This is a genomic window from Comamonas sp. FG99 (assembly GCF_057808605.1).
In genome coordinates, this window is the sequence record NZ_JBMDII010000009.1 from 43249 (window position 1) to 62193 (window position 18945).

The 18945-nt window shown below is 66.5% G+C and carries 16 protein-coding genes; 8 read left to right on the forward strand and 8 right to left on the reverse strand.

All coding sequences use genetic code 11. The annotated features are described in order from the left end of the window. Window positions 1–10 precede the first annotated feature (10 nt). The 4 genes from ACODRX_RS08100 to acs all read right to left on the reverse strand — a co-directional run bounded on the left by ACODRX_RS08100 (window position 11) and on the right by acs (window position 4442). A complete protein-coding gene (locus ACODRX_RS08100; protein WP_488870808.1) occupies window positions 11–730 on the reverse strand; it encodes an ABC transporter ATP-binding protein in 720 nt (239 codons plus the stop codon). A 2-nt stretch (window positions 731–732) separates the two neighbouring features. Continuing rightward, complete coding sequence (locus ACODRX_RS08105; RefSeq protein ID WP_488870809.1) at window positions 733–1503, reverse strand: ABC transporter ATP-binding protein; 771 nt, start codon at window positions 1501–1503, stop codon at window positions 733–735. Between the two features lie 188 nt (window positions 1504–1691). Then, window positions 1692–2174, reverse strand: coding sequence for a LapA family protein (locus ACODRX_RS08110; RefSeq protein WP_488870810.1), 483 nt, complete (start codon window positions 2172–2174; stop codon window positions 1692–1694). A 267-nt stretch (window positions 2175–2441) separates the two neighbouring features. After that, window positions 2442–4442: an acetate--CoA ligase gene (gene acs, locus ACODRX_RS08115; RefSeq protein WP_488870812.1), complete on the reverse strand. Its 2001-nt coding sequence runs from the start codon at window positions 4440–4442 to the stop codon at window positions 2442–2444. Between the two features lie 610 nt (window positions 4443–5052). Between acs and proV the strand changes: the two genes are divergently transcribed. From proV to proX (ACODRX_RS08135), 4 genes are all read left to right on the forward strand, one after another. Then, the gene (proV, locus tag ACODRX_RS08120; RefSeq protein ID WP_488870813.1) at window positions 5053–6312 is read left to right on the forward strand and encodes a glycine betaine/L-proline ABC transporter ATP-binding protein ProV; all 1260 of its coding nucleotides are present in this window, start codon (window positions 5053–5055) and stop codon (window positions 6310–6312) included. Then, window positions 6309–7583, forward strand: a complete 1275-nt coding sequence (gene proW, locus ACODRX_RS08125) for a glycine betaine/L-proline ABC transporter permease ProW (protein ID WP_488870814.1) — start codon at window positions 6309–6311, stop codon at window positions 7581–7583. The genes proV and proW overlap by 4 nt, the downstream gene beginning before the upstream one ends. 41 nt (window positions 7584–7624) lie before the next feature. Beyond that, window positions 7625–8635 carry a glycine betaine/L-proline ABC transporter substrate-binding protein ProX gene (gene proX, locus ACODRX_RS08130; RefSeq protein WP_488870815.1) on the forward strand — a complete coding sequence of 337 codons (1011 nt, stop codon included), beginning with the start codon at window positions 7625–7627 and terminating at the stop codon, window positions 8633–8635. A gap of 62 nt (window positions 8636–8697) precedes the next feature. Beyond that, complete coding sequence (gene proX, locus ACODRX_RS08135; RefSeq protein ID WP_488870816.1) at window positions 8698–9720, forward strand: glycine betaine/L-proline ABC transporter substrate-binding protein ProX; 1023 nt, start codon at window positions 8698–8700, stop codon at window positions 9718–9720. 89 nt (window positions 9721–9809) lie between these two features. On the opposite strand, the gene ACODRX_RS08140 is transcribed toward proX (ACODRX_RS08135), so the two are convergent. The 4 genes from ACODRX_RS08140 to ahpC form a co-directional block, all read right to left on the reverse strand. Beyond that, complete coding sequence (locus tag ACODRX_RS08140) at window positions 9810–10709, reverse strand: dienelactone hydrolase family protein (protein ID WP_488870818.1); 900 nt, start codon at window positions 10707–10709, stop codon at window positions 9810–9812. Window positions 10710–10828: 119 nt separating this feature from the next. Further along, on the reverse strand, window positions 10829–11410 hold the full coding sequence (locus tag ACODRX_RS08145) for an HD domain-containing protein (RefSeq protein WP_488870819.1): 582 nt from the start codon (window positions 11408–11410) through the stop codon (window positions 10829–10831). Window positions 11411–11583: 173 nt separating this feature from the next. Then, entirely contained in the window at window positions 11584–13155 is a 1572-nt protein-coding gene (gene ahpF, locus ACODRX_RS08150; RefSeq protein WP_488870821.1) for an alkyl hydroperoxide reductase subunit F, read from the reverse strand. Between the two features lie 96 nt (window positions 13156–13251). Then, window positions 13252–13839 carry an alkyl hydroperoxide reductase subunit C gene (ahpC, locus tag ACODRX_RS08155; RefSeq protein WP_488870822.1) on the reverse strand — a complete coding sequence of 196 codons (588 nt, stop codon included), beginning with the start codon at window positions 13837–13839 and terminating at the stop codon, window positions 13252–13254. 393 nt (window positions 13840–14232) lie between these two features. On the opposite strand from ahpC, the gene ACODRX_RS08160 reads away from it, so the two are divergent. From ACODRX_RS08160 to ACODRX_RS08175, 4 genes are all read left to right on the forward strand, one after another. Continuing rightward, complete coding sequence (locus ACODRX_RS08160; RefSeq protein WP_488870823.1) at window positions 14233–14541, forward strand: DUF3649 domain-containing protein; 309 nt, start codon at window positions 14233–14235, stop codon at window positions 14539–14541. Next, window positions 14538–16184: a PepSY-associated TM helix domain-containing protein gene (locus tag ACODRX_RS08165; RefSeq protein ID WP_488870825.1), complete on the forward strand. Its 1647-nt coding sequence runs from the start codon at window positions 14538–14540 to the stop codon at window positions 16182–16184. The genes ACODRX_RS08160 and ACODRX_RS08165 overlap by 4 nt, the downstream gene beginning before the upstream one ends. Before the next feature lie 5 nt (window positions 16185–16189). Further along, window positions 16190–16519 carry a DUF3325 domain-containing protein gene (locus ACODRX_RS08170; RefSeq protein ID WP_488870827.1) on the forward strand — a complete coding sequence of 110 codons (330 nt, stop codon included), beginning with the start codon at window positions 16190–16192 and terminating at the stop codon, window positions 16517–16519. Window positions 16520–16790: 271 nt separating this feature from the next. Then, entirely contained in the window at window positions 16791–18929 is a 2139-nt protein-coding gene (locus ACODRX_RS08175; protein ID WP_488870828.1) for a TonB-dependent siderophore receptor, read from the forward strand. The last annotated feature ends 16 nt before the right edge of the window (window positions 18930–18945 follow it).

The following is an 18945-nucleotide window of genomic DNA, read 5'->3' on the forward strand; positions in this document are numbered from 1 at the left end:
AAGCGCCCGATCAGACGCCGAGCAAGGTATTGAGCAGGGGCATCTTCGCCTCCAGCTCCGCAGCGCCGAACTGCTCCACGATCTGCCCGTGCTCCATCACGTATAGCCGGTCGGCCAGCGGCGCCGCAAAGCGGAAGTTCTGCTCCACCATCACGATGGTGTAGCCCTTCTGGCGCAGGCTCACGATCATGCGCGCCAGCGCCTGCACGATCACCGGCGCCAGCCCCTCCGAGATCTCGTCGAGCAAGAGCAGCTTGGCGCCGGTGCGCAAAATGCGCGCCACCGCCAGCATCTGCTGCTCGCCGCCCGACAGCCGCGTGCCCTGGCTCTGGCGCCGCTCGGCCAGGTTGGGGAACATGGCATAGATCTCTTCCACCGACATGCCTTCGGTGCCGGTCTTGAGCGCCGGCGGCAGCATCAGGTTCTCCTCGCACGAGAGGCTGGCGAAGATACCGCGCTCTTCCGGGCAGTAGCCCACGCCCAGGTGGGCGATGCGGTGCGTGGGCATCTGGATGGTCTCCACGCCGTGGATCTTGATCGAGCCCTTGCGCGCGCCGGTCAGGCCCATCACCGCGCGCATGGTCGAGGTACGGCCGGCGCCGTTGCGCCCCAGCAGGGTCACCACTTCGCCGGGCATCACGCGCATCTGCACGCCGTGCAGCACATGCGATTCACCGTACCAGGCCTGCAGGTCGTTGATTTCGAGCGCGGGAGTCGTTGCGTTGTTCATGCTCAGTGGGCCCCTTGGAGTTGGCCGTCGGTCGTGCCCATGTAGGCCTCCATCACCTGCGGGTTCTGCGATACCGTCTGGTAGTCGCCTTCGGCCAGCACCGCGCCGCGCTGCAGCACCGTGATGCGGTCGGCGATGGTGGAGATCACCTTCATGTTGTGCTCGACCATCAGGATGGTGCGGCCCGCGGAGACTTTCTTGATCAGCTGGGTCACGCGGTCCACGTCTTCGTGGCCCATGCCCTGCGTGGGCTCGTCCAGCAGCATCAGCTCGGGCTCCATGCCCAGCGTGGTGGCGATCTCCAGCGCCCGCTTCTGGCCATAGGGCAGGTTGACGGTCATCTCGTGGGCCATATGGGCCAGGCCCACTTCGTCGAGCAGCGCCAGCGCGCGCTCGTTGAGCTGCGTGAGCGTGCGCTCGCTGCGCCAGAAGTGAAAGGCCGTGCCCAGGCCGCGCTGCAGACCCACGCGCACGTTCTCCAGCAGCGTCAGGTGCGGGAACACCGCCGAGATCTGGAACGAGCGGATCACGCCGCGGCGCGCGATCTGCGCCGGCTCTTCGCGGGTGATGTCGATGCCGTTGAAGCGGATGACACCCTTGGTCGGCGTGAGGAACTTGGTCAGCAGGTTGAAGCAGGTGGTCTTGCCGGCCCCGTTGGGGCCGATGAGCGCGTGGATGGAGCCACGCGCCACAGACAGGTTGACGTTGCTCACCGCCGTGAACCCCCGAAACTCCTTGGTCAGCTCGGTGGTCTGAAGAATCACATCACTCATTGGCATCGCACCATAAACAGGTTCCTGGAAAAAATTCGGCGTGGCCCGCAAGCGGACAACGCCGTTTTTCAGATGCGCCAATGCTATGATTTTCTGCACGGCCGTCCACTAGGGAAACTCTTTAGGTGCGCTTTCTTAGGCGTTTACCCCGCTGGATTTTTTGCTACGGTTTTCCGAGTCAGGCCACATCACGAGTGGCTGGATATCTCGCCCAGATCGCGCGCGGCCTTCTCGTGGCGCAAACGCTCTTCCAGCTGGCCGATATAGGCTGCGTTGCTGTTGTCGGACTCCTGCGCGCGCTGCACGATGCGGGCCTCCAGCGCATCCAGCCGCGTCAGCACCGACGACTGCCGCTCGGCATGCTGGCGCTCCAGCAGCTGGCGCAGCTCGGTGATGCGCGAGGCCTCGGCCTTGTCGGCCAGGTCGCGCTGGGCCTGCATTTCCTTGTTGTGGCGGCGCGCTTCGAGCAGCACCGAGCCCTGCAGCGACAGCACATAGGCGATGAACAGCACGCACAGCAAAACCGTGAGCCCCAGCATCACCACCCCGAGCGGCGCCTCGACCGTGGTAAAGCCCAGGTTCACCGCCGAATGCGCGGCCAGCACGGGCCAGTTCAGGGCCGCGAGGCCGGCGATCGCCAACGCGATGATGAGTAGGACGATGGTTCGCATAGAGACTCCTGGATGCTTGGAATGGTGATTACCTTAGCATGTGCCGGCCGGCTTGCCGCATTCCCCGTTCCGGGCAAGATTGCATCAAAATGAAAAAACCGGAGCGGGCTCCGGTTTTTCGTGGCAGGTACGGCGGATCAGTTGGTTTCGGCCAACTGATCCAGCGCAACAAGGGTTCTGGTGATCACATCACGTCGCTACGCGACATGAGTGCTCCCCCAACCCGGCCAGGGGCTTCGCCCTCCGCGCCTCGCGGCGCGCCCTGGATCAGTTGGTTTCAGCCAACTGATCCAGGATGGCCGGATTCTCTAAAGTAGACGTGTCCTGCGTGATCGCCTCGCCCTTGGCGATGGAGCGCAGCAGGCGGCGCATGATCTTGCCGCTGCGGGTCTTGGGCAGGTTGTCGCCGAAGCGGATGTCCTTGGGCTTGGCGATGGGGCCGATCTCCTTGGCCACCCAGTCGCGCAGCTCCTTGGCGATCTGCTTGGCCTCTTCGCCGGTGGGGCGCGCGCGCTTCAAGACCACGAAGGCACAGATGGCCTCGCCAGTCATGTCGTCGGGGCGGCCCACCACGGCGGCCTCGGCCACCAGGTCGGTCTTGGCCACCAGGGCCGACTCGATCTCCATCGTGCCCATGCGGTGGCCCGAGACGTTGAGCACGTCGTCGATGCGGCCGGTGATGCGGAAATAGCCGGTCTTGGCATCGCGCACCGCACCGTCGCCGGCCAGGTAGATGCTGCCGCCCATCTCCTCGGGGAAGTAGGCCTTCTTGAAGCGCTCGGGGTCATTCCAGATGGTGCGGATCATCGAGGGCCAGGGCCGCAGGATGACCAGCATGCCGCCCGCGCCGTTGGGCAGCTCCTTGCCGGTCTCGTCGACGATGGCGGCGGCGATGCCCGGCAGCGGCAGCGTGCACGAGCCCGGCACCAGCGGCGTCGCGCCCGGCAGCGGGGTGATGACGTGGCCGCCGTTCTCGGTCTGCCAGAAGGTATCCACGATGGGGCAGCGCTCGCCACCCACGTTCCGGTAGTACCACATCCAGGCTTCGGGGTTGATCGGCTCGCCCACCGAGCCCAGCAGGCGCAGGCTGGACAGGTCCCAGTTCTTCGGGTGCACCTTGGGGTCGGAGTCGGCCGCCTTGATCAGCGAGCGGATGGCCGTGGGCGCGGTGTAGAAGATGCTGACCTTGTGGCGCTCGATCATCTGCCAGAAGCGGCCCGCATCCGGGTAGGTGGGCACGCCCTCGAACACCACCTGCGTGGCGCCGGCCGCCAGCGGGCCGTAGGCGATGTAGGTGTGGCCGGTGATCCAGCCGATGTCGGCCGTGCACCAGAACACGTCCTCGGGGCGGATGTCGAAGGTCCACTCCATGGTCATCTTGGCCCACAGGATGTAGCCGCCGGTGGCGTGCTGCACGCCCTTGGGCTTGCCAGTGGAGCCGCTGGTGTAGAGGATGAACAGCGGGTGTTCGGCGTTCACGGCCACCGGCGCGCATTCGCTGCCCTGGCCGGCCAGCGCCTCGGCGAAGCTCAGGTCGCGCCCGGCCACCTTGTGGTAGGCGGTGGCGGTGCGCTCAAACACCAGCACCTTCTTGACCGTGTCGCAGCCGCCCATGGCGAGCGCCTCGTCGACGATGGCCTTCAGTGGCAGTTCCTTGCCGCCGCGCATCTGGTAGTTGGCGGTGATGATGAGGCTGGCGCCGGCGTCGATCACGCGCTCGTTGACCGCCTTGGCCGAGAAGCCGCCGAAGACCACGCTGTGCGTGGCGCCGATGCGCGCGCAGGCCTGCATGGCGACGATGCCCTCGACGGTCATCGGCATGTAGATCAGCACGCGGTCGCCCTTTTGCACGCCCTGGGCCTTGAGCGCATTGGCGAACTGCGCCACGCGCGCCAGCAGCTCCTTGTAGCTGACCTTGGTGACCGCGCCGTCATCGGCCTCGAAGATGATCGCGGTCTTGTTCTCGACCGGCGTGCCCATATGTTTATCGAGGCAGTTGGCGCTGGCGTTGAGCTCGCCGTCGTCGAACCACTTGAAGAACGGCGGGTTGGATTCGTCCAGCACGCGGGTAAAGGGCTTGGTCCACTGCACATGCTCGCGGGCGCGGCTGGCCCAGAAGCCTTCGAAATCCTTCTCGGCCTCGGCGCGCAGCGTCTCGTAGCCCGCCATGCCCGAGACGCGGGCCGCGCTCACGGTGGCTTCGGACGGCGGGAAAACGCGGTTTTCCACCAGCACGGACTCGATGGAGGATGAGGATGCATTGCTCATAGAAACGGTCTCCTTTTGGGCATCATTGTGAAACGAAATCCATGCAACTGTGGCTTGCCGCACTTACATGCGACTGACACCTGCGGCGAGCTGCGCCAGCGCGCATGCGAAAACCGGCGCAATTACCACAAAATTAAAAACCTGTGTTTTGACACATACGCTATCAATTTATAGACTAGCGCAGTGTTTTACAACCTGCATTGCAGGTAATTTGTGCGCTCCGCGCGTGCAGATTGTCTCCGTCGGGTCTTCGGTCACGCCGAAGTCCGTCAGCTTATAGGCCGGCTACCGGCCCTGATGCCCCGGCGCGGCGGCCTTTTCACAGCCTCCGCCGCGCTCGCGTGATCGGAAGTCCTCCCAACCGGACCTCTTCCGATGCGCACGAGAGACCCCGTGGCCATGCCCGGCCTTTGCCGGCGTTCATGGCGCGGGTTTTGATGTTGGTCACATGTGGTGTGTTTCACCCTCGCGATGAGGGTGCTTGCCTGGGCGCCTTCGACATTGGCGCCGTGATTGGATTGATCGGGCCTCAGGGTATGGCGGCACGGCTTTGCGCCGGGCTGCGCAGCAGCGCGCTCCGGGCCATCCAACCATCGAGGGAAACAACAACATGGCCAAATCCATCAGCATCGAACACGTATTCAAGGTGTTCGGTGACTCCCCCCAAGCCGCGCTCGACCTGGTGCGCCAGGGCGCCAGCAAGAAGGAAGTGCTGGAGCAGACCGGGCAGTCGATCGGCGTCTTCGATGCCGATTTCAACATCGAGGCCGGCGAGATCTTCGTCGTCATGGGCCTGTCGGGCTCGGGCAAGTCCACGCTGGTGCGCATGCTCAACCGCCTGATCGAGCCCACCGCCGGCCGCATCCTGGTCGACGGGCAGGACATCAACCAGCTGAGCGACCGCGAACTGCGCGCGCTGCGCCGCAAGGACATCTCCATGGTGTTCCAGTCGTTCGCGCTGATGCCGCACATGACGGTGCTGGACAACACCGCCTTCGGCCTGGAGCTGGCGGGCATCGACCGCGCCGAACGCCAGGCCGCCGCCGCGCAGGCGCTGGAGCAGGTGGGCCTGGGCGGCTGGGGCGCGAGCTACCCCGACGAGCTCTCGGGCGGCATGCAGCAGCGCGTGGGCCTGGCGCGGGCGCTGGCGTCCGATCCGTCCATCCTGCTGATGGACGAGGCCTTCTCGGCGCTGGACCCGATCATCCGCACCGAGATGCAGTCGGAATTGCTCCGCCTGCAGGAGGTCAAGCGCCGCACCATCGTCTTCATCTCGCACGACCTGGACGAGGCCATGCGCATCGGCGACCGCATCGCCATCATGAAGGATGGCCAGGTGGTGCAGGTGGGCACGCCCGATGACATCCTGCGCAACCCGGCCAACGACTATGTGCGCAACTTCATCCGCGGCGTGGATGCGGCCGCGGTCTTCAAGGCCGGCGACATCGCCCGCCGCGCGCTCACCGTGGTGTCCGAAAGCCGCGAGCGCGGCTCGCGCGCCGCGCTGCAGCTGCTCGAAGAGGCCGACCGCGACTTCGCCTACGTGCTCTCGCCGCGCAGGCAATACCTGGGCACGGTCTCGGCCGACTCGCTGCGCGCCGCGCTGCAGGGCCACGTCGGGCCGCTGGGGCTGCAGCACGCATACCTGGCGCAGGTGGAGCCGATTGCCGCCGACACCCAGGTCGCCAGCCTGTTCGGCCAGGTGGCGCAATCGCCCTGCCCCGTGCCGGTGGTGGGCGGCGACGGCCGCTTTGCCGGCGTGATCAGCAAGAACACCCTGCTGCGCTTTCTGGACCGCGACACCCCGCCGGTGCCGCCAAGCCATCCAGACCCCGCCGCCAACACCGCTGAACCCAGGAGCGCCGCATGAACCAGATGAACGAATTGCAAGACAACGCCAACGCCACCCCCGCCAACCCCGCCGTTGCCCCCGATCCGGCACCGCTCACCGGCGGCCAAGACGCCTCGTGGCTGCAGCAAAGCCCGGCGGCCGATACCTCGGCCGCGGCAGCCGCGCCGGCCACCCAAGGCAATGCCGCCGCGGATGACCCTTGGGCCGCAGCCACCGCGCCGTCGGACGGCAGCAGCGACTGGCTGGGCGGCGGCACCGATGGCGCAGCCGCCAATGCGGTGGATGGCGTCCAGCAGGCCGCGGGCGCGCTGCCCGATGGCGGCTTTCACATCCAGCAGCTGTGGGACGGCTCGATGCCGGTGGAAGACTGGATCAACCATGGACTGCAATGGGTGGTGGCGCATTTCCGGCCGCTGTTCCAGACCGTGCGTGCGCCGATTGACGGCACGCTCTCGGGTGTGGAGCACCTGCTCACCGCGGCGCCGGTGCTGGCCATCGTCGCCATCTTCGGCCTGCTGGCCTGGCAGTTCGCCGGCGGCGCGATGGCCATTGGGGCCGTCGTATCGCTGCTGGCCGTGGCCATGCTCGGCATCTGGAACGAGGCGATGGTGACGCTATCGCTGGTGCTGACCTCGCTGGTCTTTTGCATCGTCATCGGCCTGCCGCTCGGCATCCTGCTCGCATCGAGCGACCGCGCCCAGCGCGTGTTCCGCCCCTTCCTCGACGCCATGCAGACCACGCCCGCCTTCGTCTACCTGGTGCCGGTGGTGATGCTGTTCGGCATCGGCAACGTGCCCGGCGTGATCGTGACCATCATCTTCGCGCTGCCGCCGCTGGTTCGATTGACGAACCTCGGCATCCGCCAGGTGCGGCCCGACCTGATCGAGGCCGGCCGCGCCTACGGCGCCTCGCCGCTGCAGATGCTGTTCAAGGTGCAGCTGCCGCTGGCCATGCCGTCGATCATGGCCGGCATCAACCAGGCGCTGATGCTGTCGCTGTCGATGGTGGTGATCGCCTCGATGATCGCGGTCGGCGGCCTGGGCCAGATGGTGCTGCGCGGCATCGGCCGCCTGGACATGGGCCTGGCCACCGTGGGCGGCATCGGCATCGTGCTGCTGGCCATCATGCTCGACCGCATCACCCAGGCGCTGGGCCAGAGCCGCCGCGGCGTGCGCCACTGGTGGCAGACCGGCCCCGCCGGCCTGGCCGCCCGGCTGCTGCGCCGCCCCGCGGCGGCCGCGAACGAGGCGGACGGCGCCTCCCCCGGGCTGCATTCCACCGCGCATTGATCCACCCCAACATCTTCTCAAAACCCAAGCAAAGGAGCCCTATGACCAAGACCTTCCATCCGCTGCTGGCCACCAGCCTGCTCGCCCTGGCCGCGGCCACCGCCCAGGCGCAAGAGCTGCCCGGCAAGGGCGTGAGCGTGCAGCCGCTCAAGAGCTCGATCGCCGAGGAAACCTTCCAGACCCTGCTGGTGAGCCGCGCGCTGAGCAAGCTCGGCTACGACGTGCAGCCCATCAAGGAAGTGGAATACGCCACCGCCCACGTCGCCATCGCCAACGGCGACGCCACCTTCATGGCCGACCACTGGGACCCGCTGCACGCCGACTTCTACAAGAACGCCGGCGGCGACGCCAAGCTCTACCGCAAGGGCGAGTATTCGAACAACGCCGCCCAGGGCTACCTGATCGACAAGAAGACCGCCGACCAGTACAAGATCACCAGCATCGAGCAGCTCAAGGACCCGAAGATCGCCAAGATCTTCGACACCGACGGCGACGGCAAGGCCGACCTCACCGGCTGCACGCCGGGCTGGGGCTGCGAGGCAGCGATCGAATTCCAGCTCAGCGCCTACAAGCTGCGCGACACCGTGACCCACGTGCAGGGCAGCTATGCGGCGCTGATGGCCGACACCATCACCCGCTACCGCGCCGGCAAGCCCATCCTGTACTACACCTGGACGCCGTTCTGGGTCAGCGCCGAGCTGCGCCCCGGCAAGGACGTGGTCTGGCTGCAGGTGCCCTTCACCGCGCTGCCCGGCGACCAGGCCAAGGTCAAGACCGAGCTGCCCGACGGCAAGAACTACGGCTTCCCGCTAAACACGCAGAAGATCGTCGCCAACAAGGCCTTCACCGACAAGAACCCGGCGGCGGCCAAGCTGTTCGAGGTCATGCGGCTGCCGGTGGGCGACATCAACGCCGAGAACCTGGCCATGAAGAACGGCCAGAACAAGCCCGCCGACATCGAGCGCCACACCGACGGCTGGATCAAGGCCCACCAGAAGACCTTCGACGGCTGGATCGCGCAGGCCAAGGCCGCGGCCGCGGCCGGCAAGTAACTCCCCCCGTTTCAACGGCGCCGGCGTGCGCCATTTTTCTTTGCTGAAAGGAGATCTATCGCGTGATCGTGCACACCCCAACCCCTCGTATCCGCCTGGCCGCGCTCGCGCTGTGCGGCGCGCTGGCCGCCGGCATCGGCAGCAGCGCAGCGGCCCAGCCGCAACCCCTGCCCGGTGCCGGCGTCAGCGTGCAGCCGCTGATGGGCACGGTGGACGAAGAAGCCTTCCAAACCCTGATCGTCTCGCGCGCGCTGCAGCGCCTGGGCTACGAAGTCAAGCCACCCAAGAGCCTGGAGAACGGCACCCAGCACATCGTCATCGCCAACGGCGACGCCACCTTCACCGCCACCCACTGGATTCCGCTGCACCAGGGCTTCTACGACAGCAATGGCGGCGCCAAGGCCTACTACCGCAAGGGCGTGTTCTCGCGCGATGCGGCGCAGGGCTACCTGATCGACAAGAAGACCGCCGACCGCTACAAGATCACCAGCCTGATGCAGCTCAAGGACCCGAAGATCGCCAAGCTCTTCGACACCGACGGCGACGGCCGGGCCGATCTCACCGGCTGCAATCCCGGCTGGGGCTGCGAGCTGGCCATCAACCGGCACCTGAAGCTGCTCGGCCTGGAGGGCAGCATCCACCACGTGCAGGGCAACTATGCGGCGCTGATCGCCGACACCATCGCGCGCCAGAAGGCCGGCCAGCCGGTGCTGTACTACGTGTGGACGCCCTACTGGGTCAGCGGCGTGCTGCGCCCCGGCAAGGAAGTGCGCTGGCTCGAAGTGCCCAACGTACCCCATGCCCAGGGCAACGACGACACCCGCCTGGCGAACGGCAAGAACTACGGCTTCAAGCCCAACAACCAGTACATCCTGGCCAACAAGGCCTGGACCGACGCCAATCCCGCCGCCGCCAAGCTGTTCGCGCTGATGCAGGTGCCGGTGGCCGACATCACCGCGCAGAACCTGCGCATGCGCGACGGCGAGAACAAGCCGGCGGACATCGAACGCCATGTCGACGCCTGGATCAAGGCCCACCAAAAGAGCTTCGATGGCTGGATCGAGCAGGCCATGGCGGCGCGCTAAGCAAAAAAAGAGAGCGCCTGGCGCTCTCCTATCAACGATTTCCAATATAAAAATACCTAAAATTCATACACAGCAATCGCCAGAAGCAATCAATTTGATAGCAAACCGATCTGCCGCACAAAGGCATTGAGCGGCCCGCTCCACATCCGGCCGCCGTAGTTCAGCAGCTGGTGGCCGTCGTGCCCCTCCACCGGCCCGGTCTGGACCAGGCGGGTATCGCTGCCCCCCGCCTGGAAGGCCGCATGCCACTGCCGCGGCGCCTCGGCCCCCCAGTACAGGTCGTTCTCGGCATACAGCCACAGGCTGGGCTCCCGGGCCTGGCGGCCCAACGCGGCATAGGTCTGCGTCAGATTCCCCGGCATGCAGCTCCTGCCGGGCGAACGCCCGGGATTGCCGCCGGCACCGCCCGCGAAATTGACCAAGCCCACCACGCCCGGCAGGTTGAGCGCGCCGGCGGCCACCGTCGCCAGCCCGCCCACCGACTGGCCTTCCAGCAGGATGCGATCCTTGCGCACCCAGGGCTGCTGCTGCGCCCAGCGGTAGGTGGCGACCACGGTGTCGCGCGCATGTTCGGCCGTGCGGGTGTAGTCGGGGTTGCTGCGGCATTGGTCGCCATCCCATTGGGTGAACGAGTCTTCGCGGTCGCTGCCGCCGGTCTCGCCATAGCCCGGCCGCACCGGCGCGACCACCGCCACGCCCTTGCTCAACCAGTAGTTGGCATGCCCGGCCAGCACCGGGTTGCGCAGCCTGGCGCGGTCAAGCCGGTTGGAAGCGCGGCCATGCGAGAAGATCACCAGCGCAAACGGCCCGTCGCCCGGCGGCTTGTACAGATGCGCCACCACCTCGACAGGCTCGCCGCCGATCTGCAGCGCCAGCTTGAGCACCTCGGGCGGCACCCTCGGCTCGTCGGCCGCCCGGGAGGCCGTTGCCAGGGCCAGGCATGCCGCCAGCCCCAGCCAGAACCGCAATCGCCTCAAACGCATCCGCATGCTTCACTCCCATGGCTGGGCACAGCGCCCTGGCCAAAATTGTAGGCATGCGCATGCGGCAAGGCGCATGAAAAGGATCTTGCGGATGTCCGTGGGTGTTGTGGTTCGACCCTTTGCGGTCACAAAGAACTGGTTTTTTCGGCCAATCTTTGACGCGTGGCCTCATCAATGATGCTGCGCATCAATGCGAAAAGTGGGTCGGCGCTCGTGTGCTTCTGACCATAGGTCAGATTGAACTCGTAGTCGAAATCAGGCGGGTTGACCCCTTGGTTATGCTGAAGGATTGTTTCAAGCTTATCCAGCGCCTTAACAGCTTTCGCTTCGGGTGATGAGGCGTCCTCATACTCCTGCCAGAGCTCTAAGATGGCAGTCCGGTGGGATTCATCGAGCGAGCGCGTCAAGTGCAAAAGGTCGGTCTTTTCCTGCGCGCTTTTGTCAGGATGCTGGTTCTTCTCTATAGCGGGGATGTCCCCGTGAATGGCTTCGCCCAGGTCATGAACGATGCACATTTTGAGAATCTTGAGCAAGTCCATGCCTGCCATCTCGTCCGCGAAGGTCATTGCCATCAGGCACAAGCGCCAGGTATGTTCGGCGGTGCTCTCCTCTCTGCCCGTCGAAGTGTGCGAGCTTCGCAGCACGCTCTTGAGCTTTTCAGCCTCCTGGAGAAAGGCCAAGCGGCCCCTGATGTCGTCGATATTCATGCCCAATTCTATAAAACGCTGCACACCTTAGATATAGCTACCAGCAGCAAATGCTGATCGACCGCCCCTGGCCGATCGCCGCCAGTCAGCCCCAGGTTCCCCGCAAATCCGTGAAGAACCCGAAAAAAAGCCAGCCCGAACGGGCTGGCTTTTCGCTCCAACAACTCGGCTGCTTATGCCGCCGGCGCGCTGGTGCGGATCAGGTAGTCGAAGGCGCTGAGCGCGGCCTTGGCGCCCTCGCCCGCGGCGATCACGATCTGCTTGTAGGGCACATCGGTGCAGTCGCCCGCGGCAAACACGCCGGGCACATTGGTGCGGCCGTGCGAATCGACCTTGATCTCGCCGAACGGCGTCAGCTCCACCACGCCCTTGAGCCACGGCGTATTGGGCAGCAGGCCGATCTGCACGAAGATGCCTTCGAGCTGCAGCTGGCGCAGCTCGTCGTTGGTGCGGTCCTTGAAGCTCAGCCCGGTCACCTTCTTGCCGTCGCCGTTCACCTCGGTGGTCTGCGCGTTGAGGATGATGTCCACGTTCTCCAGGCTGCGCACCTTGCGCTGCAGCACCGCATCGGCCTTCAACTCGGGGGCGAATTCCAGCAGCGTGACATGCGCCACCACGCCGGCCAGATCGATCGCGGCCTCGACGCCGGAGTTGCCGCCGCCGATCACCGCCACGCGCTTGCCCTTGAACAGCGGGCCGTCGCAGTGCGGGCAGTAGGTCACGCCCTTGGTGCGGTACTCGTCCTCGCCGGGCACGTTCATGTTGCGCCAGCGCGCGCCGGTCGACAGGATCACCGTCTTGGCCTTGAGGCTGCCGCCCGAGGCGGTCTTCACCTCGATCAGCCCGCCCGCGTCCGCGGCCGGCACCAGCTCGGTCGCGGCCTGCAGGTTCATGATGTCCACGTCGTAGTCGCGCACATGGCGCTCCAGCGCCGCGGCGAACTGCGGGCCTTCGGTCTTTTGCACCGAGATGAAGTTCTCGATGTCCACCGTGTCCAGCACCTGGCCGCCGAAGCGCTCGGCGGCGATGCCGGTGCGGATGCCCTTGCGCGCCGCATACACGGAGGCTGCCGCGCCGGCGGGGCCGCCGCCGACGATCAGCACGTCAAACGCCTCCTTGGCGCTGAGCTTGGCCGCCTCGCGGGCATCGGCATTGGTGTCGAGCTTGCCGACGATCTCGGCCAGCGCCATGCGCCCCTGGCCGAAATGCTGGCCGTTGAGGAACACCATGGGCACCGCCATCACCTCGCGCTGCTCCACTTCCTGGGGGAACAGCCCGCCATCGATGGCAGTGTGGGTGATGCGCGGGTTGAGCACGCTCATCAAGTTCAAGGCCTGCACCACGTCCGGGCAGTTGTGGCACGAGAGCGAGTAGTAGGTCTCGAAATGGTAGTCGCCGTCGAGGCTGCGGATCTGCTCCAGCAGCTCGGCCGATTCCTTCGACGGGTGGCCGCCCACCTGCAGCAGCGCCAGCACCAGCGAGGTGAACTCGTGGCCCAGCGGCACGCCCGCAAAGCGCAGGCCGGTGTCGGTGCCGGGGTTGGTGATCAGGAACGAGGGCTTGCGCACGGGCAGCTCGTTGTTCTCGACCACGGTGATCTTGTCGGTGAGTTCGCGAATCTCTTGCAGCAGTTCGCGCACTTCCTGCGATTTCTCACCGCCATCCAGGGTCGCCACCAGCTCGACTGGCCGGGTCAGTCGCTCCAGGTAGGCTTTCAGCTGGGCCTTGAGGTTGTTGTCGAGCATGGCGATTCCTTTCAGTTGGGGCAAAAGAAAGCCCGGGCGCCACCGGCACCCGGGCGTCTTCAGTGCATTACAAGCAGTGTGTGAGGCCGAAAAGGCTTAGATCTTGCCGACCAGGTCCAGCGAAGGAGCCAGGGTCTTCTCGCCTTCCTTCCACTTGGCCGGGCAGACTTCACCGGGGTGAGCGGCGGTGTACTGGGCGGCCTTGAGCTTACGCAGGGTTTCCGACACGTCGCGGGCGATCTCGTTGGAATGGATTTCCATGGTCTTGATCACGCCATCGGGGTTGATCACGAAGGTGCCGCGCAGCGCCAGGCCTTCTTCGGGGATGTGCACGCCAAAGGCGTTGGTCAGCTGGTGCGTGGGGTCGCCCACCAGCGGGAACTGGGCCTTGCCCACCGCATCGGAGGTTTCGTGCCACACCTTGTGCGAGAAGTGCGTGTCGGTGGTGACGATGTACACCTCGGCGCCGGCCTTCTGGAACTCGGCGTAGTTGTTGGCGGCGTCTTCGATCTCGGTCGGGCAGTTGAAGGTGAAGGCTGCCGGCATGAAGATCACCACGGACCACTTGCCCTTGAGGTCGGCTTCGGTCACTTCGATGAACTCGCCCTTGGCGCCCTTGCCGCCGTTGCGGGCGACGAAAGCAGTGGTCTTGAAGGGTTGGACTTGCGTGTTGATCAGGGACATTGCTCTTTCCTCTGGTTGATGAAAAACATTCGATAGCAGCAAGTGTAGGGGATACGCACCAATTAATGAAGTAAATTGATTTAATAATATTGATATTCAATAACTATCAATAACTACCCAGCGCTCGCCGCCGTTGCGCACCTTAGCATGTATTGGCGACAGGCCGGTTTGCAAGCCGCAGCAGAATGCCCGGCGGCATAGCCATTCATTAAAGTTATTGAGAACCATTCGTGTTTAAAGATAGAATGACCGCTTGATTCGAACTTCCTCCTCCTGCAGCCAGCGCCCCGGTTTCCTGGGTCTGCCAGACCTGTCCCCGCCCACCGAAAACCGCATGCACTGCCGCACCGCTCTCCTGCCGCCTTCGCCTCGCCCATCGCAGGGGGCGCCCCGATGAAAACCGCCCGCGTCGATGGACACTACCGGGCCGCCATTGCGTCGCGGGCGCTGGCGGCCGCCTTGGGCGGCTATGCCTTGGCCGCCGCAGGCACCGCCGTGCTGACCCTGCTGCTGGCCCACAGCCTGCCGCGTGTGGAGGCCGTGCTCTGGGCCACGATGCTGGCCTGGCCGCTGTACGCGCTGGCCGCGGGCTGGGCCTTCTGGGCGCGCAGCGCCTGGTCGGCCTGGACCGGCATCGGCCTGCCCGCGATGGCGCTGGCGCTGGTCGTGCTGGCGCCCCGCTGGCTGGAGGCCTGGCAATGAAAGGCGCCGCGCAAGCGCCGCGCGAAGGCTTTCGCCAGGCCATGTCCTGGCTGCACACCTGGTCGGGGCTGGTGCTGGGCTGGCTGCTGTTCGCCATCTTCCTGACCGGCACGCTGTCGTACTTCAAGACCGAGTTCAACCTGTGGATGCAGCCCGAGCTGCACGGCCTGTCGCCGGCCAGCCAGGATGTGGCGCAGCGCGCGCAGCAGGCCCTGCACCGCGAGGCGCCCGGCGTCAGCCAATGGATCATGCGGCTGCCCGACGAACGCCAGCCCTGGGTTTCCGTGCTCTGGCGCGACCAGGCCAATGGGCGCTTCCAGACCCTGCGCATGGACCCCGAAACCGGGCAGGCGCTGCATCCACGCGAAACCATGGGCGGCGAATTCTTCTACCGCTTCCACTTCGAGCTGCGCACCGCCAAGAATGGCCGCTGGGTGATCCAGGGCCGCTGGATCGTCGGCGCAGCCACCATGCTGATGTTCATCGCGCTGCTCACCGGCGTGGTCACGCACCGGCGCATCTTCAAGGACTTCTTCACTTTCCGGCCGGCCAAGGGCGGGCAGCGCGCCTGGCTGGACGCGCACAACGTCAGCGGCGTGCTGGCGCTGCCGTTCTACCTGATGATCACCTTCAGCGGCCTGATGATCTTCCACACCCTCTACATGCCCGCGGGCATCGCGGCCGCCTACCCCGGCCCCAAGGGCGCGGACTCGCAAGCCTATTTCGCAGATCTGCTCGGAGACCCGCCCAACCGGGCGAACCGCAGCGGCGCCAACGCCTCGCCCCCGCTGCCGCTGATCGGCCTAGACCCCATCCTGGACGCCGTGCGCACCGAATGGCACGGCGGCCGCATTGCCAGCCTCCATGCCCGCCGCGATGGCGACACCGTGGTGCTGGAGGTGTCGCGCCACGATGGCGACCGCCTGCAGTACCGCCCTGCCCACCTGCGCTTCGACGGCGTGAGCGGCAAGCGCCTGGGCATGGCCGATGTGCAAAGCCCCGCCGTGCGGACCTATGGCGTGCTCTATGGCCTGCACCTGGCCCGCTTTGCCGGCCCCGGCATGCGCTGGGCGCTGTTCGGCTTCGGCGTGCTGGGCAGCCTGATGATCGCCACCGGCCTGGTGCTGTGGCTCGTCAAGCGCCGTGCCCAATCGCAGCGCAAGGCCGCCGGCGCCGTGCCGGCGCGGGGCGAGCGGCTGGTGGAAACGCTGAACCTCGCCGCGCTTGCCGGCCTGCCGCTGGCCGTGGCCTGCTACCTTGCGGCCAACCGGCTGCTGCCGCTGCAGATGCAGGCGCGCGCCGACGCCGAACTGAACTGCTTCTTCGCGGCCTGGGGCCTGGCCCTGGCCATTGCCGCACTGCTGCCCGGGCGCCGCGGCTGGACGCTGCTGCTCGCGCTGGCGGCCGCGGCCTTTGCATCGCTGCCCGCCGTCAATGCCCTCACCACCGGCGCGCACCTGGGCATCACGCTGCCCGCGGGCGAATGGGCCTGGGCGGGCATGGACCTGTCGTTCCTGGCTGCCGGGGCCATGCTGGGCGCGCTGGCCTGGCGCATGCGGCCGGGCCAGCCAGCGCGTGCGGCCCGCCCGGCGCCGCGTGCGGCGGCTGCCCGCCCGGTGGCCAATCAGCCCAAGGAGGCCTGAGCGCGATGTTCGAGCTGCTGCTTTGTTTTACCGGCTGGTGCGGCATGGCGCTGGGCATGGACCGGCACCATGAGGATGCCTGGGCCCGCGCCGGCAGCGTGCAGCGCCTGCGGCTGCTGCGCCGTGCGGGCGCCGCGCTGCTGGTGCTGTCGCTGATACTCGCCCTGGGCCGGCCCGGCACGCTGACCGTGCCGATCAGCCTGGCCTGGTGGTTCACCGCCTGGTCGCTGGCCGCGCTGGCCGCCACGGCCGCCGCCACCTGGCTGCCGCGCCGCATGCCGCTGCTGGCCTTGCTGGCGCTGGCCCTGGCGGTGCCGCTGTGGCCCATGGGCTAGGGCCAACCGCCGGCGCAACCGGTGGCATTTTGGCAACAAACGCCCACATTGAACAATAATAATTCGCATTTATTAATTTAAAATAACAGGCTATTCGCCAGCCCCATCGGCTTTTGCCGCAGCCAGCCACCAATCGTTCACATCCACCACGATCCGGGGGCTTTCGGCGTGCCATTCCCTTCCTGTCTTGCTGCGCGGCCCGGCCGCGCCCGCTTTCCATCCACGGCCGGCCGGCGCCATGCCTGCACCGGACACTGAAGGAAAGCCCGCCATGCCGTACTCCCTCTCGCCATGGGCACTTGCCGCGGGCGCCCTGGCAGCGTTCACCATGCCAGCCGCACAGGCTCAAGCACAGGCCCAGGCCGACGGCGCGCTGCTGCCGGAGGTACAGGTTTCTGCCGATGCCGAAGGCCAGCCCACCGAAGGCACGGGCCTCTATACGGCCCACGAGCTCAGCGCGGGCAAGCTCATGCAATCGCCGCGCGAGATACCGCAGTCCCTGAGCGTCATCACGCGCCAACAGCTCGACGAGCGCAACATCACCAAGCTGGAGGATGCGGCCAAGCTGACCACGGGCGTGACCGTCACGCGCTTTGACGGCGCGGGCAACTACAACACCATCCAGTCGCGCGGCTTCGACATCGGCGCCATCCAGTATGACGGCATGGCGTTCCCGCAGGGCGCCAACTTCGCCACCGCGCTGGACACTGCCATCTACGACCGCATCGAGGTGCTGCGCGGCCCCTCGGGCCTGCTGCAAGGCGCCAGCGAACCGGGCGGAACCATCAATCTGGTGCGCAAGCGCGCCCGCAGCCAGCTGGGCCTGGCGGCCAATCTGTCGCTGGGTTCGTGGCAGCAGCGCCGCGCCGACCTGGATCTCACCGGCCCCCTCAACAGCAGCGGCAGCCTGCGCGGCCGGCTGGTGCTGGTGAAAGACGACCGCGACAGCTACGTGGCCACGCTGCGCAACGACAAGAGCGCCGGCTATGGCACGCTGGAGCTGGACATCGCGTCCGGCACCACGCTATCCGTGGGCCGTACGCACCAGCGCATCCGCGCCACCGTGGACCAGGGCCTGCCGGCCTATGCCGACGGCCGCCTGATCGAGCTGCCACGCTCCAGCTTTGCCGGCCTGGCGCGCAACCAACAGGACCTGGACACCACCGACACCTTCGCCGAACTGGAACACCACCTGGACAACGGCGGCCTGCTCAAGTTCGCGGCGCGGCAGATGCAGCGCGATGGTTTCTACAGCTCTGCGCGCGCCTACTCGGCCGCCAACGCGAACGGCGACTACACCATGGAGACGGTGGACTTCCTGCAGGACAACGCCAACCGCAATCTCGACCTGTACCTCGCCACGCCGCTGCAGTGGCTGGGCCGCAGCCACCGCCTGCTGCTGGGCGCCAGCCACAGCCGCGCCCGCAGCCTGGACGGCAACTATGCCTACGGCCCCAGGTTCACGGCCAATATCTTCCGGCCCGACTACCAGCTGCCCTACCCCCGCATCACGCTGCCCGGCTACAACGCCCGCACCGTGCGCACCGAACAGGCGCTCTATGGCCAGGCGCAGCTGAGCCTGGCCGACCGCGCCCGGCTGCTGCTGGGTGGGCGCCTGTCGTGGGCACGGGTGGAGACCCGACGCCTGAGCGACGGCCAGGCCACCGCTGACGCCGACCCGGGTCGCCAGTTCATTCCCTCGGTCGCCGCGCTGTACGACCTGAGCGCGAACACCACCGCCTACCTCAGCTACGCCGAAACCTTCGTGGTGCAGTCGGCCCTGAACGCCGCCGGCAGGCTGCTGCCCCCGCGCACCGGCAAGCAAGTGGAGCTGGGCGCAAAAGGGGAATTCCTGCACAAGCGCCTGCAGGCCAGCGCGGCGCTGTTCCGCATCCTCGACGAGAACCGCGCCATGGCCGATCCCAGCGTGCCCACGGCATCCATTGCCGGCGGCAAGGTGCGCGCCCAGGGTTTCGAGATGGAAGTCAGTGGCCAGCCCCGCCCCGGCTGGGACCTGGTGGCGGGCTATGCCTACACCGCCACCAAATACCTCGAAGCGCCCGTGGCGCAGCAGGGCCAGGTATTCAGCCCCGTCACGCCGCGCCACAGCGTGAACCTCTTCACCCGCTATGCCTTCCGCGCGCCCGCGCTTCAGGGCTGGAGCGTAGGCGGCGGCCTGACCTACCGCAGCGAATTCTTTGCGCAAAGCGGCACGCTGCGCCTGATGTCCGGCAACTACACGCTGGCCAGCGCCCAGGTGGCCTACCAGATCAACGACCACCTGGGCGTGAGCCTCAACGTGGACAACCTGTTCGACAAGCGCTACTACGAAAAAGTCTCGTCTCCCGGCCGCCAGAACTTCTATGGCGCGCCACGCAGCGCGGTGCTCGCGCTAAAAGCGCGCTACTGAGCCCGCGGGCCACGCG

Bases quoted from the DNA above. Each gene is read 5' to 3' on its own strand.
- ACODRX_RS08100 (WP_488870808.1), bottom strand. From the start codon at position 730: ATGAACAACGCAACGACTCCCGCGCTCGAAATCAACGACCTGCAGGCC.
- ACODRX_RS08105 (WP_488870809.1), bottom strand. From the start codon at position 1,503: ATGAGTGATGTGATTCTTCAGACCACCGAGCTGACCAAGGAGTTTCGG.
- ACODRX_RS08110 (WP_488870810.1), bottom strand. From the start codon at position 2,174: ATGCGAACCATCGTCCTACTCATCATCGCGTTGGCGATCGCCGGCCTC.
- acs (WP_488870812.1), bottom strand. From the start codon at position 4,442: ATGAGCAATGCATCCTCATCCTCCATCGAGTCCGTGCTGGTGGAAAAC.
- proV (WP_488870813.1), top strand. From the start codon at position 5,053: ATGGCCAAATCCATCAGCATCGAACACGTATTCAAGGTGTTCGGTGAC.
- proW (WP_488870814.1), top strand. From the start codon at position 6,309: ATGAACCAGATGAACGAATTGCAAGACAACGCCAACGCCACCCCCGCC.
- proX (WP_488870815.1), top strand. From the start codon at position 7,625: ATGACCAAGACCTTCCATCCGCTGCTGGCCACCAGCCTGCTCGCCCTG.
- ACODRX_RS08140 (WP_488870818.1), bottom strand. From the start codon at position 10,709: ATGCGGATGCGTTTGAGGCGATTGCGGTTCTGGCTGGGGCTGGCGGCA.
- ACODRX_RS08145 (WP_488870819.1), bottom strand. From the start codon at position 11,410: ATGAATATCGACGACATCAGGGGCCGCTTGGCCTTTCTCCAGGAGGCT.
- ahpF (WP_488870821.1), bottom strand. From the start codon at position 13,155: ATGCTCGACAACAACCTCAAGGCCCAGCTGAAAGCCTACCTGGAGCGA.
- ahpC (WP_488870822.1), bottom strand. From the start codon at position 13,839: ATGTCCCTGATCAACACGCAAGTCCAACCCTTCAAGACCACTGCTTTC.
- ACODRX_RS08160 (WP_488870823.1), top strand. From the start codon at position 14,233: ATGAAAACCGCCCGCGTCGATGGACACTACCGGGCCGCCATTGCGTCG.
- ACODRX_RS08165 (WP_488870825.1), top strand. From the start codon at position 14,538: ATGAAAGGCGCCGCGCAAGCGCCGCGCGAAGGCTTTCGCCAGGCCATG.
- ACODRX_RS08170 (WP_488870827.1), top strand. From the start codon at position 16,190: ATGTTCGAGCTGCTGCTTTGTTTTACCGGCTGGTGCGGCATGGCGCTG.
- ACODRX_RS08175 (WP_488870828.1), top strand. From the start codon at position 16,791: ATGCCGTACTCCCTCTCGCCATGGGCACTTGCCGCGGGCGCCCTGGCA.